The sequence below is a fragment of the Ligilactobacillus sp. UO.C109 genome (assembly GCF_026847815.1).
Taxonomy (GTDB): Bacteria; Bacillota; Bacilli; order Lactobacillales; family Lactobacillaceae; genus Ligilactobacillus; species Ligilactobacillus salivarius.
This window is the reverse complement of sequence record NZ_JAPSFH010000027.1, coordinates 347,819-365,186: the sequence shown is the minus strand read 5'-3', so window position 1 is coordinate 365,186 and position 17,368 is coordinate 347,819. Positions and strand designations below refer to the sequence as shown.

10 protein-coding genes and 1 pseudogene are annotated in these 17,368 nt (G+C 32.9%); 7 read left to right on the top strand and 4 right to left on the bottom strand.

Going from position 1 to position 17,368, the window contains the following annotated elements:
- The first annotated feature begins 43 nt into the window (after positions 1-43).
- Positions 44-2,635 carry an ATP-dependent chaperone ClpB gene (clpB, locus tag OZJ21_RS05995; RefSeq protein WP_201897324.1) on the top strand — a complete coding sequence of 864 codons (2,592 nt, stop codon included), beginning with the start codon at positions 44-46 and terminating at the stop codon, positions 2,633-2,635.
- A gap of 49 nt (positions 2,636-2,684) precedes the next feature.
- On the opposite strand, the gene OZJ21_RS05990 is transcribed toward clpB, so the two are convergent.
- The gene (locus OZJ21_RS05990; protein WP_003700204.1) at positions 2,685-2,870 is read right to left on the bottom strand and encodes a YjzD family protein; all 186 of its coding nucleotides are present in this window, start codon (positions 2,868-2,870) and stop codon (positions 2,685-2,687) included.
- A gap of 148 nt (positions 2,871-3,018) precedes the next feature.
- On the opposite strand from OZJ21_RS05990, the gene dnaE reads away from it, so the two are divergent.
- From dnaE to OZJ21_RS05970, 4 genes are all read left to right on the top strand, one after another.
- Positions 3,019-6,312, top strand: coding sequence for a DNA polymerase III subunit alpha (dnaE, locus tag OZJ21_RS05985; RefSeq protein ID WP_201897325.1), 3,294 nt, complete (start codon positions 3,019-3,021; stop codon positions 6,310-6,312).
- Between the two features lie 166 nt (positions 6,313-6,478).
- Positions 6,479-7,441: a 6-phosphofructokinase gene (pfkA, locus tag OZJ21_RS05980; protein ID WP_003706276.1), complete on the top strand. Its 963-nt coding sequence runs from the start codon at positions 6,479-6,481 to the stop codon at positions 7,439-7,441.
- Positions 7,442-7,525: 84 nt separating this feature from the next.
- A complete protein-coding gene (pyk, locus tag OZJ21_RS05975; protein WP_003706278.1) occupies positions 7,526-9,286 on the top strand; it encodes a pyruvate kinase in 1,761 nt (586 codons plus the stop codon).
- Between the two features lie 183 nt (positions 9,287-9,469).
- On the top strand, positions 9,470-9,754 hold the full coding sequence (locus OZJ21_RS05970) for a hypothetical protein (protein ID WP_003703539.1): 285 nt from the start codon (positions 9,470-9,472) through the stop codon (positions 9,752-9,754).
- 89 nt (positions 9,755-9,843) lie between these two features.
- On the opposite strand, the gene OZJ21_RS05965 is transcribed toward OZJ21_RS05970, so the two are convergent.
- Together OZJ21_RS05965 and plsY are read right to left on the bottom strand one after the other, a co-directional pair.
- Complete coding sequence (locus OZJ21_RS05965) at positions 9,844-10,215, bottom strand: DUF1304 domain-containing protein (RefSeq protein ID WP_003710137.1); 372 nt, start codon at positions 10,213-10,215, stop codon at positions 9,844-9,846.
- 106 nt (positions 10,216-10,321) lie between these two features.
- Positions 10,322-10,942, bottom strand: a complete 621-nt coding sequence (plsY, locus tag OZJ21_RS05960; RefSeq protein ID WP_003703540.1) for a glycerol-3-phosphate 1-O-acyltransferase PlsY — start codon at positions 10,940-10,942, stop codon at positions 10,322-10,324.
- Positions 10,943-11,107: 165 nt separating this feature from the next.
- Here plsY and parE point away from each other — a divergent pair, with 165 nt between their 5' ends.
- Both parE and parC read left to right on the top strand, forming a co-directional pair.
- On the top strand, positions 11,108-13,129 hold the full coding sequence (gene parE / locus OZJ21_RS05955; protein ID WP_223688785.1) for a DNA topoisomerase IV subunit B: 2,022 nt from the start codon (positions 11,108-11,110) through the stop codon (positions 13,127-13,129).
- 24 nt (positions 13,130-13,153) lie between these two features.
- Positions 13,154-15,569 (top strand): annotated as a pseudogene (gene parC, locus OZJ21_RS05950) (DNA topoisomerase IV subunit A).
- Positions 15,570-15,614: 45 nt separating this feature from the next.
- Here the strand turns inward: parC and OZJ21_RS05945 are convergent.
- Positions 15,615-17,303 carry an NFACT RNA binding domain-containing protein gene (locus OZJ21_RS05945; protein ID WP_223688787.1) on the bottom strand — a complete coding sequence of 563 codons (1,689 nt, stop codon included), beginning with the start codon at positions 17,301-17,303 and terminating at the stop codon, positions 15,615-15,617.
- Positions 17,304-17,368: the final 65 nt, after the last annotated feature.

Here is a 17,368-nt window from a genome sequence, read left to right as displayed (position 1 = left end):
GATATAATATAGAAGATGAAATATATTGTGAGGACTGATAAGTATGGATAACGAAAATTATACAACTGAAGTTCAAAAAAGTTTGGCAGAAGCACAAAAGGTGGCAATTAACCGAAAACATCAAGAAATTGGAATTAATGAATTATTTAAAGTGTTAGTTCAACCTGGAGAAATAGCTGCTGAGATCTATAAAAAAGCAGGTTTAGACATACAGGCCTTTGAAAGATTTATTGATGGTGAATTAGATAAAGTCAGTGTTGTTGAAGGTGGTAATGTTCAATATGGACAATCAATAAGTCAGCAACTTTTTTCATTACTACAAAAAGCACAAGAAATAGCTAAAAGTAATCAAGATACTTATGTGTCTGTAGATACCTTAATGTTAGCTTTAATGGAGTTAGAGTACAATCCCTTAACAGAATATTTAAAGCAAACTGGATTAACAAAAGATCAGTTAGGCAAAGTTGTAGCTGATTATCGAGGAGGAGAAAGAGTGACAAGTCAAGATCAGGAAAAAGGCTATAAATCACTTGAAAAGTACGGAGTAAATTTAAACAAAGAAGTTAGAAATGGTAATCAAGATCCTATTATTGGACGTGATGAAGAAATTCGCGATGTTATTCGAATTTTATCAAGAAAAGCTAAGAATAATCCAGTTTTGATAGGTGAACCTGGTGTTGGTAAAACGGCTATTGTTGAAGGACTAGCACAGAGAATTGTTCGAAATGATGTTCCAGATAACCTAAAAGATAAGACTATAATTTCTTTGGATATGGGTTCCTTAATTGCTGGAGCTAAATATCGTGGAGAATTTGAAGAACGATTAAAGAATGTATTAAAAGAAGTGAAGAAAAGCGAAGGAAAGATCCTACTTTTCATTGATGAAATTCATAATATAGTTGGAGCAGGTAAGACTGAAGGTTCGATGGATGCTGGAAACTTATTGAAGCCAATGTTAGCTAGAGGCGAATTACATTTAATTGGTGCCACTACTTTGGATGAATACCGAGAATATATTGAAAAAGATAAAGCTCTTGAAAGACGTTTCCAAAAAGTACTTGTTAAGGAGCCAACTGTTGAAGATACAATTTCCATTTTGCGTGGCTTAAAAGAACGTTATGAAATTCATCACGGAGTTCGTATTCATGATAATGCTTTAGTAGCAGCTGCAACTCTATCCAATCGCTATATTACGGATAGATTTTTACCAGATAAAGCCCTTGATTTAATCGATGAAGCTTGTGCTGAAATACGTGTAGAAATGAATTCCGTTCCTAATGAATTAGATCAAGTAACTCGCGAGTTAATGCGTGAGGAAGTTGAAGAAGCTGCTTTGAAGAAAGAAACAGATACTGCATCTAAGAAACGCTTAGAGGAGTTACAAGCCGAATTGTCCAATTTACGTGAAAAAGCTAATAAACTTCGTCAACGTTGGGAAGATGAAAAACTAGACATCCAAAAAGTATCTGATAAGAAATCTGAATTAGATAAAGCTCGTCATCAATTAGAAGAAGCTGAAAATAATTACGATTTAGAAAAGGCTGCTAAGTTACAACATGCAACGATTCCACAACTAGAAAAAGAACTACAACAATTGGAAAATAGTGAACGTCCTAAAGAATGGATGGTTGAAGAGTCTGTCACTGATAAGGAAATTGCAGAAGTAATTAGTAGAATGACTGGTATTCCAATTAGTAAATTGGTTGAAGGAGAACGTGAAAAGCTTTTACATTTAGCAGACAATTTGCATAAGCGTGTAATAGGACAAGATGAAGCTGTAGATGCAGTTTCTGATGCAGTCTTAAGATCTAGAGCTGGTTTGCAAAATCCTAACAAGCCATTGGGATCTTTCTTGTTCTTGGGGCCAACAGGTGTCGGTAAAACAGAACTAGCTAAGGCTTTAGCAGAGAATTTATTTGATTCTGAAAGCCATATGGTAAGAATTGACATGTCAGAATATATGGAAAAATATTCAGTTTCAAGATTAGTTGGTGCTGCTCCTGGTTATGTAGGATACGAAGAAGGTGGGCAACTTACAGAAGCTGTTCGTCGCAATCCTTATACTATTATTTTGCTAGATGAAGTTGAAAAAGCTCATCCAGATGTTTTCAACATTTTATTACAGGTTCTAGATGATGGGCGCTTAACTGATGGCCAAGGAAGAACAGTTAACTTTAAGAACACAATTTTAATCATGACATCTAATTTAGGTTCAGAGTTCTTGCTAGAAAATGATTCTACAGATGGTACAATTTCTCCTGAAATAAAGAAGAAAGTCATGCAACTAACACAGGCACATTTCAAACCAGAATTTTTAAACCGTATTGATGATATTTTGATGTTTACACCATTAACAATGGATTCTGTACAAAAGATTGTTGAAAAATTCATTCATCAATTGTCAGACAGGTTAGAAAGTCAAGAGATTACGTTAGGTATTGATGAAGATGCTCAGAAGTGGATTGCTAAAGAAGGATATAACCCAGCTTATGGTGCAAGACCATTGCAAAGATTTATAACTAATAACGTTGAAACGCCGCTAGCTAAGGAAATAATCGCTGGGAAAATTCTACCTCATTCTAAAGTGACGGTAACTTTAGTAGATAACCAATTAAAATTTATAACTCAAGCATAATAAAAAAGTGTGTGAATTTTACGTTCACACACTTTTTGTTTGATATAAACTATTTTGAAGCTTTTTTATCGCTGATAAAGTAGTTCAAGCAGTTAATACCGATTAAACCACCAATCATGCAAATTACACCACTTGCTAACCAGTCAAATTGAACACCAGTTAAAGCAGAAATGATATAACCAATAACTTCACCATAGATAAAGCCCCAAAATAGGACTGTAAGTTGTTTACCCATTTTCAACACCTCATATCTATACTAAGTTATTCTATCACAATTTTAAAGAACTTACATGTAATATTTGTGTATCTTATCTATAATTTTGTAAAGTTGATATCTTTTAAGTATAATGAAATTGTATTTTGTAGGAAAGGAGAGATATTATATGTATGCTCCCTTACAAGTTTTAAGTTCATATAGTTTGTTGCAAAGTCCATTGAGAATTTCAGAGTATGTAAAGTTAGGAAAAGAATTGGGATACAGTGCTCTGGTATTGACAGATATAAATTCAATGTATGGCGTTTTGGACTTCTATCATGAATGTGTTAAAGCAGGAATTAAGCCAATTATTGGTATTACATTACAATCTAGCAATGATGAGTATATTTTTATTGCTAAGAACAGTAATGGTTATCAAAATTTGATGAATATTTCTTCAAAGAGACTAACTGCAGTAGATGAGAACTATAAAAATATTTTTAAATTAGCAGATATTACAGAGTATTTACAGGATGTAATTGTTGTATTGAATCCATCGTATCTAACGGTAAATGACATAATAAGTGATCAAGTGACAGAATTACAAACATTAGTGTCAGCTGCCGAGACAATTTATTATGGTGTTAACCCTAATGATAGAGATGCTATAAATAATGATTTAATGGCTGCTGAGAAGTTACAATTAGAGACGATTTTATTAACACCAGTTAAATACTTAAAAGAACGTGATTATTTTAGTACTAAGGTATTACAAGCCATAGGAACTGGTGAAAGTGTTAATCCGAATTGGAATTTTAAAAATGATGGAAATTATCTACATACACCTGAGGAATATGAGCGCTTAGGTACAGATTATTTAAGTAGTGCATATCAAAATGCAATTAATGTGATTGCTCAATGTAACTTAACATTAAACTTTCCTAAAACACAGTTACCCCATTTTAAAGAAACTAATGGCTTAAATTCAGAAGATTTCTTAAGAAAATTATGTCAAGAAGGATTAGCTAAAAGAATAGCGGAAGAAAATATAAAGAACCAAGAAGAATATCAAAATAGATTAGATTATGAATTATCAGTTATTCATCGCATGGGATTTGATGATTACTTCTTAATTGTTTGGGACGTGACAAATTTTGCTCATGAAAATAATATTTTAACCGGTCCAGGTAGAGGATCAGCAGCTGGTTCTTTAGTTTCGTATACCTTATATATTACTGATATTGATCCTATTAAGTATGATTTGATTTTTGAGCGTTTTTTGAATGAAGAACGTGCTCAAATGCCAGATATTGACTTAGATATTCCTGATATAAAAAGAGATACTATCATTGAATACTTACATCAGAAATATGGGCAGCAACATATGGCACAGATCATAACCTTTGGAACATTAAAAACAAAACAGGTATTGCGCGATGTTGCTAGGGTATTTGATTTAAAAACTTATGAAGCAGATGCGTGGAGTAAGGCGATACCTAAAGAATATGGAATTACTCTAAAAGAAGCGTATGCTAGTAGCCAATCTTTGAAGAACTTAGTTGCAGATAACTCTAAAAATCGACTATTGTTCGAAACAGCCATTGCACTTGAAGGATTACCACGACATTATTCTACACATGCGGCTGGAATTATCTTAAGTGATGATGATTTAGTAGATCACGTACCAGTTCAGATTGGTGGCGATGGTATTTTAATGAGTCAATTTGCTAAAAATCAAGTTGAAGAAGTTGGATTATTAAAAATGGATTTTTTAGGATTGAGAAATTTATCAATTTTGGAAAATACAATTACACTAATAAAAAAGGGTTATCATATTGATTTTGATATAAGAAAAATTAATTTGGATGATCCTGAGACTTTAAAGATCTATCAAAATGCAGAAACAAGTGGTATTTTTCAATTTGAATCAGCTGGTATCAGAGGAGTATTAACGAAATTAAAGCCCACTTCATTTGAAGATGTAGCAGCGGTAAATGCCTTATATCGTCCAGGACCTATTCAAAATATTGATGAATTCATTGCGAGAAAGCATGGTGAAAGACCAATAACTTATCCTTCAAAAGAACTGGAAGGTATTTTGAAGCAAACTTATGGAATTATGGTTTACCAAGAACAAGTTATGCAAGTTGCCTCTACTATGGGAGGATTTACTTTAGGACAAGCTGATTCGCTTAGAAGAGCGATGAGTAAAAAGAAGCATGATATCATCTCGCGAATGGAAGTTATGTTTATTAATGGTGCGATGAAAAAAGGATACACACATGAGGTTGCTAAAAAAGTGTATGCTTATATCATGGAATTTGGAGATTATGGTTTTAACCGGTCACATGCAGTTGCTTATTCAAAAATGTCATTTGAATTAGCATATATAAAAGCACATTACCCAGCAGCTTTCTTTGCAGCTTTATTAAATTCAGTAATTGGAAATCCGCGTAAAACTAAAGATTATGTTTTGGAAGCTAAGAATAAGGGAGTAAGAGTGCATCACCCAGACATCAATATTAGCCAATCTCTATATATCTTACGTAATGGGGAAATCTACTTTGGTTTAAGTTGTATTAAGTCATTGAGAAAGAACTTTCTTCAAGATATTTTGCAAGAAAGAAAACGAAGTGGCATTTTCAAAAACATGGAGGATTTCTTGCAAAGAATCGATAAAAGATACTTAAAAAGAGAATTAATAGAGATTTTAATTTACTCGGGTGTTTTTGATACATTTGGTCAATCTAGAAAAGAATTGTTGGCAATGTTACCACGCTTACTAAGCAATATTGAACTTAGTGGAAATAATGTTGAACTATTTTCAATGTTAGCACCCAAGAAAACAACTGTAGAAAAGATAGAGATTTCAAATGATGAACTCTTAGAAAAAGAGAATTATTATCTAGGGGCTTATTTATCAGGCCATCCAGTCGAAAAATATACAGAGTTAATCTATTTAACCAATTCAACTAGAGTTTCTCAAATAAATGAGTCTAATAAAGATAAGTATGTTTCAATGATTTTGCAGATAAAAGTTATAAAAATCATTAGAACTAAAAATGGTTCTCAAATGGCGTTTGTAACTGCAGCAGATCAAACTGGAAACATGGATTTAACGTTTTTCCCTAATGCATATAAGAGATTTTCATCAGTTTTGGAAGATGGAAATATAATCTTGATTGAAGGTAGAGTTGATACAACAAGAGGATTGGCCATAACAATTAGTAAAGCGATGTTAGCAAACGATGTAAGAATAAAAACTTATTATCTACGCTTATCAAAAGCCTTCGATACAAGTAAAAGGAGAAATCTTGAAAAGTTAATGCTCCAAAATAGTGGTAATGTACCTGTTATTATAGTTGATGAAAAATCGGGGAAAAAGAAACTTCTTAATAAAAAATTATGGCTATCACAGGATAAAATAGTTTACAATAGACTTGTAGAGTTGTTAGGAGTTGAAAATGTAGTTTTGAAATAAATTAAGTTACTTTTTCAAAAAAATTGTTGGTTTTGACGGCTTTTTTACAAAAAAATCAGAATTTTTACTTAATTTTTCATATTTTTACAAGACAATTGCTTATAAAAGTGGTAATATTACTTGTGGAGAATGTAGTTCTACTGAAATATATACTTGAGGTGAAAAAATGAAACGCATTGGTATTTTAACTAGTGGTGGCGATGCAGCTGGTATGAATGCAGCTGTACGTGCGATTGCTCGTTCTGCAATGAATGCAGGTCTTGAAGCTTACGGTATCAACTACGGATATAAAGGACTTGTAGAAGGTAACATCTTTAAGATGGAATCTACAAAACTTGATGAAATTATCAATCGTGGTGGTACTATCTTATATTCTGCACGTTTCCCAGAATTTGCAGAAACAGAAACACAATTGAAAGGTATCGAACAATTAAAGAAATTTGGTATTGAAGCATTGGTTGTTATCGGTGGCGATGGTTCATACCATGGCGCAGAAAAATTAACTATGCACGGATACAATTCAATTGGTGTACCAGGAACTATTGATAATGATATTCCAGGTACAGACTTTACAATTGGTTTCGATACTGCTGCTAATGTTGCAATGGAAGCATTAGATCGTATCAACGATACTGCAACTTCACACCAACGTGTATTCGTTGTTGAAGTTATGGGTCGTGGCGCAGGTGATATTGCATTATGGTCTGGTATTGCTACTGGTGCAGATGCAATTGTTATTCCTGAACGTGAATACGATATTGAAGCTATCGCAAATAAAATTTCCGAAAACCGTAAAAACGGTAAAGATCATGGCTTAATTGTTTTAGCAGAAGGCGTAATGGGCGCTGCTGAATTCAAAGAAAAGCTTGATCAATACGGTGATTTTGATAGTCGTGCTATTACTTTGGGACATATCCAACGTGGTGGTAGCCCAACTGTTAAAGATCGTGTTTTAGCTACAAGACTTGGTGATTATGCTATTCGCTTATTACTTGAAGGTAAGGGTGGTTTAGCTATTGGTATTCATGATAATCAATTGGTTGCAACTGATATCATTGATACACTTGAAAATCACAAACATCAAACAGATGTATCATTACAAGATTTGAATGATCGTGTTCGTTTCTAATTTTGTATCGATAAAGTATTTATTTTAACTTTCGGCAAAGATAGACATGAAACTTTTAATATTTTCAAAGGAGAGGTTTTACTCATGAAAAAGACCAAGATCGTAAGTACCCTTGGACCAGCTAGTTCTGACCTAGATACAATTGTTAAGTTAATCGAAGCAGGTGCGAATGTTTTCCGTTTTAATTTCTCACACGGTGACCATGAAGAGCATTTAGGCCGCATGAATTTAGTTCATGAAGCTGAAAAAATTACTGGTAAAACAGTAGGTTTCTTATTAGATACAAAGGGTGCAGAAATCCGTACAACTGTTCAAAAAGAAGGTAAGATTCATTTTGTAATCGGTGATGAAGTACGTATTTCTATGGACGATTCTATTGAAGGTACAAAAGAAAAAATCGCTGTAACATACCCTGGTTTATACGATGACGTTCACGAAGGTGGACATGTATTGTTTGACGACGGTTTGATTGATATGCAAATCGAAAAGAAAGACGATGCAAACAAAGAACTTGTATGTAAAGTATTAAACGAAGGTACACTTGGTTCTCGTAAAGGTGTTAATGCTCCTGGTGTTTCTATCAACTTACCTGGTATTACAGAAAAAGACTCTGATGATATCCGCTTTGGTTTAGACCAAGACATTAACTACATTGCTGCTTCCTTCGTACGTAAGCCACAAGATATCTTGGATATCCGTGAATTACTTGAAGAAAAGCACATGGAACATGTACAAATCTTCCCTAAGATTGAATCTCAAGAAGGTATCAACAACTTTGATGAAATCTTGAAAGTTTCTGATGGTTTAATGATTGCTCGTGGTGACATGGGTGTTGAAATCCCAGCTGAAAATGTTCCATTGGTACAAAAATCATTGATCAAGAAGTGTAACTTAGCTGGTAAGCCAGTTATCACAGCTACACAAATGCTTGATTCTATGCAAGAAAACCCACGTCCTACACGTGCTGAAGCTTCTGACGTTGCTAACGCTGTATTTGATGGTACAGATGCAACAATGCTTTCTGGTGAATCTGCAAATGGTGACTACCCTGTAGAATCTGTTGCTACAATGGCACGTATCGACATCAAGTCTGAAAATGCATTACGTCAACACAAAGCATTGACATTAGATGCATTTGATAAGACAGATGTTACAGAAGCAATTGGTCGTTCAGTTGCTGAAACAGCAGAAAACTTGAACATTAAGACAATTGTTGCTGCTACAAAATCTGGTCATACAGCACGTATGATTTCTAAGTACCGTCCAAATGCTGACATTTTAGCTGTTACATTTGATGACCGTACACGTCGTGGTTTAACAGTTAACTGGGGTGTACAACCTGTATTGGCTGATGCTCCTTCATCAACTGATGAAATGTTCCAATTAGCTACAGAAGAAGCTAAGAAGGCTGGTTTAGCTAAGGAAGGCGACTTGATCTTAATCGTTGCTGGTGTTCCTGTAGGTGAAAAAGGTACTACAAACATCATGAAGATCCAATTAATTGGTTCTAAGTTAGTTTCAGGTCAAGGTGTTGGTGATGAAACTGTTATCGGTAAGACAGTTGTTGCAACATCTGCTGATGAAGCAAACAAGAATGCTGTTGAAGGTGGAATCCTTGTAACAAAGACAACTGACAAAGATTACTTACCAGCTATTGAAAAATCATCTGCTTTAATCGTTGAAAATGGTGGTTTAACATCTCATGCAGCTGTAGTAGGTATTTCTATGGGTATTCCTGTAGTTGTTGGTGCTAAGGATGCAACATCATTGATCAAGAGCGGTGAAGTTGTAACAGTTGATAGCCGTCGTGGTATTGTATACCATGGTGCATCAAACGCTCTTTAATCCTGTTACGATAAGATTTTAGAGTTTCGCAACTTGTGAGATTTTATTAAAAATATAATTGAGTAGCTCATTTCGTTTTTACGAAGTGGGCTACTTTTTATTTTTATCAAAAAATAAGGTACAACAGTTGTATTTCGATATTATAATGTACTTAAGAAAGAAATGAAATGAGGTATAAGTAATATGGAATATAGCAAGAAAGAAACAGAAGATTGGTTTCGTGGAGGAGAATTACCTGATAAAAATACTAAACTAGGTATTAAGGAATATATTTTCGATGATGTGACGCTAACTTTAGATAAAAATCTACATCCAACAATTAAAAGTAGTAAGAGTATAAAATTAAAGTTGTTAGAATTTAAATATGAATATCACTCTTCGAAGGGAGAAAATGTAGTATTGTTGAGGCTATCTTATCAACAAGGAAAAGAAGTTGTCAGAGTAACAAAGGAAATCATTGAGAAATAATTGTATGAATTTCCAAAGTAGATATTAAAATAAAAAATGCTGTAGTTTACGATTTGAATTAGTAAGCTGCAGCATTTTTTGAAAATGTATTATTTAAAAATAATTAATGATAATAAAGCTAATATTGCTGGTGTACCTTGCAAAAGTAGAATTTTGATATTTTTAGCACTAAGCCATCCATAAATTGCGGCAATAATAACAAAGATAACAAACATTGTAGTACCTATAAATTGAGAATTTACAGGGAAAAAGAAGCGAGAGAATAGCAAACCAACACCAATAAACCCATTGTATAGACCTTGGTTTTTCATTGAAACTCTAGTTTCTTCCATTGATAAGTATTCTTTACTTAATCCAAAGACATTTTCTAATTTTTCTTTAGAGGCAAACATTTCTAACTGCATGATGTATAAAGCTTCTAAAGCAACTAAAGAGGCTAAGATAGTAGAAAAAATACTCATTAAATTTTCCTCCTTTAAAATTATGTAACATTACTAGTATAGCGAAAAGAATGATATCATTGCAAATTAAAAACCTTTGGAAATAAAGATTTTTCATTCCAAAGGTTTATTTTGTATTTTTTTGTCGTCTTCGATATCCTAAACCGAAAGGAACCATATTTTCAGTTCCATTTTTAATTCTTTCAATATTTTTCCAATGTCTAGCAAAAACGAATATAGTTAATACAATAGCTACGATTGTTAAAACTCGATCATTGAAAAATAAGGAAATGATAGAAACAAGTGTAAAGCCTAACATACTAGCAACACTTACCATACTACTAATATATAAAGTAATGATAAAAATGGCCCATGCAATTGTGAAGAATAAAGGATTATATACAAGTAATACACCTACACTTGTAGCAACTGCCTTACCACCTCTGAATCCAGCAAAAATAGGAAATACATGCCCTAAAATTGCAGATAATCCAATCAATAGCACACTAACATTTACGTGGAAAATAAATGGTAAACAAGCTGTTATAGTTCCTTTTAACATGTCCATTAATAATACAACGATACCAGCTTTCTTTCCCAGAACTCTAAAGGTATTAGTAGTACCCATGTTACCACTACCATAGTTACGAATATCTTTATTATAAAATATCTTTCCTATCCAAACACCAGATGGAATAGATCCTAAAAGGTATCCTATAATAAGCATTAAGATAATTTTTATATCCACTAAAAAATTCCTCCTAAAGTAGTCACTCATACACTATATTAACATTAAAGAAACTATTTTTCATTAATTAAAATTAAAATTTATCCATATAATTGCTTGATATGAGATAGAAAAATGCGATATGATATTAAAGACGTGACTTTTAAAGTCAGAAAGGAGAAGAGCATGCCAAAGAATAATTATAATGATGACTCAATTCAAGTTCTAAAAGGCCTAGAAGCTGTTAGAAAGCGTCCTGGGATGTATATAGGCTCTACAGATTCACGTGGATTACATCACTTAGTATATGAAATATTTGATAACGCAGTTGATGAAGCACTATCTGGTTATGGCAAAGAAATTAACGTTATTATTCATAAAGATGATTCAATAACAGTAGTCGATAACGGACGTGGAATGCCAGTTGGAATGCATTCAATGGGAATTCCAACAGTAGAAGTAATTTTTACTGTTTTACATGCAGGTGGTAAATTTGGCCAAGGCGACTATAAAACTTCAGGCGGATTACACGGCGTTGGTGCTTCTGTCGTTAACGCACTCTCCTCAAAGTTAACTGTAAATACTGTTCGAGATGGCATTGAATATGAAGAAGATTTTGTTAACGGTGGGCAACCTGTAGGAACTTTACGTAAAATTGGTAAAGCTAAACGTAAAAGTGGTACAAAAGTAACTTTTAAACCTGATGCTAATATTTTTTCAACAACAAAATATAATTTTAATACTTTAGCAGAAAGATTAAGAGAATCTGCTTTCTTATTAAAGGGTGTAAAGATTACTTTAACAGATGAAAGAACCGATCCATATACTGAAGAAGAATTCTTATATGCGGAAGGAATTAAAGAATTCGTAGAATATTTAAATGAAGATAAAGATGTATTAGGTCCTGTCATGTACTTTGAAGGTAAAAAAGATGGTATCGAAGTTGAAGTTGCAGGCCAATATAATGATGGATATTCTGAAACTATAATGTCATTTGTTAATAATGTTCGTACTAAAGATGGTGGTACACACGAAGCGGGAATGAAAGCTGCATGGACTAAAGCTTTTAATGAATATGCTAGAAAAATTAACCTTCTTAAAGACAAAGATAAGAATCTTGAAGGTAGTGATGTTCGTGAAGGTCTTTCAGCAGTTGTTTCTGTTCGTATTCCTGAAGAATTACTACAGTTTGAAGGACAAACTAAAGGAAAATTAGGAACTCCTGAAGCTCGTCAAATTGTTGATAGTGTTGTTAATGAGCAATTAGGTTATTTCTTAATGGAAAATGGTGATTTTGCCCAAGAGTTAGTTCGAAAATCTATTAAGGCACGCGAAGCACGTGAAGCAGCTCGTAAAGCACGTGATGAAAGTAGAAATGGCAAAAAGAGACGTAAAAGTGAACGCCTATTATCGGGTAAGTTAACCCCTGCGCAATCTAAGAATGCTAAACGTAATGAATTGTTCCTAGTCGAAGGTGATTCTGCTGGTGGTTCAGCAAAACAAGGAAGAGATAGAAAATTCCAAGCAATTCTACCATTACGAGGAAAAGTATTAAATACACAAAAAGCCAAATTACAAGATATCATGAAGAATGAAGAAATCAATACCATGATTTATACTATTGGCGCTGGAGTAGGTGCAGAGTTTAACATTGATGATGCAAATTATGATAAAGTTATTATCATGACTGATGCTGATACTGATGGTGCACATATCCAGACATTGTTATTAACGTTCTTCTATAAGTATATGCGACCAATGATTAATGCCGGGAGAATATACATCGCATTACCACCATTATATAAGATTGAAAAAACTGTTAAGAAAAAGCGCGTTATTAAGTATGCATGGACTGATGCTGAATTAGAAAGTGCTACTAAAGAACTTAAAAAAGGATACACTTTACAAAGATATAAAGGGTTAGGAGAAATGAACGCTGATCAGCTTTGGGAAACAACTATGAATCCGGAAACAAGAACGTTGGTTCGTGTGAGAATAGATGATGATACAATAGCTGAAAAACGTGTTACAACTCTAATGGGTGATAAAGTAGAACCTCGTCGTAAGTGGATTGAAAAAAATGTTAAATTTACTTTAGAAGAAGATGGAAGCTTGTTAGATACAGTTGTCGCTGAAGGAGCTCATGGCGAAATTTCTGACGATAAGTTAAAGGATACAGAGGCTTTATTTGATAAAAATGATTATTAAAAACGGTAAGGAGCGTGGTAATTAATGCCGACTGAAAGAAAAATTCAAGAATTATCACTAGAAGCTGTTATGGGAGAGCGTTTTGGTAGATATTCTAAATATATTATTCAGGAACGTGCTTTACCTGATATTCGTGACGGACTAAAACCGGTTCAAAGACGTATTTTATTTGCAATGAACGAAGATGGAAATACTCATGACAAAGCATTTAGAAAATCTGCTAAGTCTGTAGGTAATGTTATGGGTAATTTCCACCCTCATGGTGATACCTCTATTTATGAAGCTATGGTTCGTTTGAGTCAAAGTTGGAAATTACGTGAACCATTAATTGAAATGCACGGAAATAACGGTTCTATGGACGGAGACTCTCCAGCTGCTATGCGTTATACAGAAGCTAGATTATCTCAAATTGCTTCTGAAATGTTGCAAGATATTGATAAAAAAACTGTCGATATGGTACTTAATTTCGATGATACAGAATACGAACCAACCGTCTTGCCAGCACGTTTCCCTAATTTGTTAGTAAATGGGGCTACAGGAATTTCTGCTGGTTACGCAACTGAAATTCCTCCTCATAATTTGAGTGAAACAATTGAAGCTGCAATTTATTTGATAAATCATCCTAATGCTAGCCTAGACGATTTAATGCAATTTATTAAAGGACCGGATTTCCCAACCGGTGGTATTTTGCAAGGTATAGATGGAATTAAAAAAGCTTATGAAACAGGACGTGGTAGAGCGGTTTTACGTTCAAAAACTAAGATTGAAGATATCAGAGGCAATAAGCAGCAAATTATTGTTACTGAAATTCCATATGAAGTTAATAAATCAGCTTTAGTTAAACGAATTGATGAATTGAGAATATTGAAAAAAGTAGAAGGTATTTCTGAAGTAAGGGACGAAAGTGATAGAGAAGGTCTTCGAGTAGTAATTGAGTTAAAGAAAAATGCCAATGCACAAGGTATTCTAAACTATCTATTTAAGAATACAGATTTACAAGTTTCCTATAACTTTAATATGGTAGCAATCAACAATAAGCGACCTGAACATGTAGGGCTAAAAACAATTTTAGAAGCTTATTTAGAACATCAACGTGAAGTAACAACTAGAAGAACAAAATTCGATTTGGAAAAAGCTACATATAGTTAAAGGATTAATTAAGGCTTTATCTATTCTAGATGATGTTATTAAAACAATTCGTGCATCTAAGAATAAGTCTGATGCTAAAAAGAATTTGGTATCTGAATTTTCATTTACTGAAGCTCAAGCAGAAGCAATTGTTTCTTTACAATTATATAGGTTAACAAATACTGATGTTACTGCACTTCAAAAAGAAGCAGAAGAATTGCAAAAAGCTATTACTAATTTTGAAAATATCCTTGCTAATCCAAAAGAACTTGATAAAGTAATTCGTAAGGAATTAAATGCTATTAATAAGAAATATGGTTCAGAACGCTTAACTGTCATTCAAGATGAAATTTCATCATTGAAGATCGAAACTGAAGTAATGGTTGCTCAAGAAGATGTAATGCTACTCGTTTCCCATGATGGTTATGTTAAACGTTCATCGCTTCGATCATTCAATGCATCTGATAATGATGAGAATGGCTTAAAAGATGAAGACTATCCAATTTTACAAAGTGTTGTTAATACTTTATCACATTTATTTATTTTCACTAATAAAGGTAACCTAATTTATCGTCCTATTCATGAAGTTATAGAATCTCGTTGGAAAGACACAGGAGAACATTTATCTCAAACTGTAGGTTTAGGAAATGACGAGTATGTTTTAAATGCTTTTGTTTTTGAAAATATAGATCAAGATGCAAAGTTCTTAATAGCTACAAAAGAGGGCTATATAAAACAAGTAAAATTGGCTGATTTAAAACCAGGACGAACATATAAGACACGTGCTAGTCGATATATTAAATTAAAGACTGATGTTGATGAAGTGATTTCAGTGTCCCAAGTTGAATCTGATAAATCTCAAGTCTTTTGTGCATCCTATACAGGATATGGATTGAGATATAGTCTAGATGAAGTCCCTACTAATGGAGCTTTAGCTGCTGGTGTAAAATGCATGGATTTAAGAGATGATACATTAGCAAATGTTATTTTAGTATCTGAAAGTGACGAAGTTTCTATTATAACTCAACGTGGCAGTTATAAGAAGATGAAAGTAGCTGACGTACCATTGACTACAAGAGCAAGACGTGGTGTTCAAATTTTAAGAGAATTAAAAACTAAGCCACATCGTATAATTTTTGCTGAATTAGTTCAAATAAACCAAGAATTAGTATTATTATTGTCAGATGGTAAGCAAGAAACTGTAAAACCTGAAGATCACCAATTAAATGATAGATATTCGAATGGATCATTTGTAGTTGATGCTGAAACTGATACAATTGAAAATATTTATACTAAAATTATTGAAGATTAAAAAAGTAGGATTATTATCCCAATTAGAATTTTGGAATAATAATTCCTACTTTTTGTTTTGTCTAAGTTCTAATACAAAGTCTTCAGTTGGCGTAACAGTCAACGTTTTTTGTCCTTCATAAATAACAAATCCAGGTTTACTTCCATTAGGTTTACGAATATTTTTAACTTGAACATAGTCGATAGGAACATTAGCAGAACTTCTAAATTTAGAAAAGTACGCTGCTAACATCGCTGCCTCAAATAAAGTTTCATCGCTAGGATTATTAGACTTTATAATAACATGAGAGCCAGGAATATTTTTTGCATGTAACCAAATATCAGTCTTTTTAGCAGTATGCAAAGTGAGTTTTTCGTTTTGCAAATTATTTTTACCAACTAGAATCTCAGTTCCATCGCTTGCTATAAAAGATTCAGGCTTATTAATTTTTACTCTACTACTATGCTTACTTTTTTGTTGCTTTTTCTTAATATAACCTTCTTGTTGTAACTCCGTTTTAATATCATTTAAATCAGCAGGAGTTGCTAATTCTATTTGAGTTTGTATTTCTTCTAGATAAGCAACTTCTTTTTTAGTAAGTTCTATTTGCTCATTAACAAAAGTAACAGCATTCTTAAGTTTTTGATACTTTTTGAAGTATTTTTGTGCATTTTGAGAAGGGGACAGTTGGTTAGATAATGAGATTGTAATTTCTTTATTATTATCATAAAAATTAGGAAGAGTTATTTTAGTCATACCACGTTTAATTTGATATAAATACGTTGTTAAAACTTCTCCTTTAATACGATACTCATCAGCATTTTCTGTAGCTTTTAATTCATTAGAGAGTTTTTTTAACTTTTTCTTATTTCGCTGTAGATTTTTTCTAATAACGTGTAGTAATTGTCCACCTTGTTGCTGTACTCTATCTCTATTAGCTTTAGTATGATAGAAAACATCCAACATTTCACTTAAAGTAGTAAATTTTTTATCGTTAGGATTATCAGCAAAAATCGAGAAGTTATTACCATTCATTGTAGGAATAGGATCTTCTGTCATTGCAAGAAAATCATTGAAAGCCTGGACAAAATTATTTGAAGAATGCAATTTATCTGCTAAAGCAAGTGCATTATCTCTAGAAATACCTTGATATTGCTTTAATAAGTTGTCAGCTAAAACTTCGCGATTAGGGTATTTTTGTATAAGTTCTTCAAATGTATTTGAATCTTGTTCAAAAGGATTCTCTTTATTTTGGGTAGGTGGTTGACGATAAGTAGCACCTGGCAATAAAGTTCGATATCTATTTTGATCCATTCCAACATGTTTGATAGTATCAATAATCTTATTTGTTGATTGATTGATTAAAATGACATTGCTATACCTTCCCATGATTTCAGCACTTAATAGTAAAGGAAGTTTATCTCCTAATTCATTACGAGTTAGAAATTCAAAATATACAACTCTATCATTATCTAATTGCTTAATTTTTAGCAATTTTGCACCTTCCAAGTATTTTCTTAACATCATAGTAAAATTAGTTGGAACTGCTGGATTAGTATAAGGGATTTGTGTAATTTGAAATCTAGCATAACGAGGATTAGCAGATAGTAGCACAGGATAATTAGTCCTATTAGCTCTAATTGTTAAAATTACCTCATTTGGATAAGGTTGAGATATTTTAGTAACTCTACCATTTTGTAAAGTTTGATTTAATTCATGAATCATTGCATGAGTGAATAAACCATCAAAAGTCAATGATATCAGCTCCGTTCTAATTTGGTATTCACACTAATATTGATATTATACCAGATATTCATTTT

Coding starts and splice junctions, on each gene's coding strand:
- OZJ21_RS05965 (WP_003710137.1), bottom strand. CDS start 10,215: ATGAGTATTTTTTCTACTATCTTAGCCTCTTTAGTTGCTTTAGAAGCT.
- OZJ21_RS05990 (WP_003700204.1), bottom strand. CDS start 2,870: ATGGGTAAACAACTTACAGTCCTATTTTGGGGCTTTATCTATGGTGAA.
- parE (WP_223688785.1), top strand. CDS start 11,108: ATGCCAAAGAATAATTATAATGATGACTCAATTCAAGTTCTAAAAGGC.
- clpB (WP_201897324.1), top strand. CDS start 44: ATGGATAACGAAAATTATACAACTGAAGTTCAAAAAAGTTTGGCAGAA.
- pfkA (WP_003706276.1), top strand. CDS start 6,479: ATGAAACGCATTGGTATTTTAACTAGTGGTGGCGATGCAGCTGGTATG.
- pyk (WP_003706278.1), top strand. CDS start 7,526: ATGAAAAAGACCAAGATCGTAAGTACCCTTGGACCAGCTAGTTCTGAC.
- dnaE (WP_201897325.1), top strand. CDS start 3,019: ATGTATGCTCCCTTACAAGTTTTAAGTTCATATAGTTTGTTGCAAAGT.
- OZJ21_RS05970 (WP_003703539.1), top strand. CDS start 9,470: ATGGAATATAGCAAGAAAGAAACAGAAGATTGGTTTCGTGGAGGAGAA.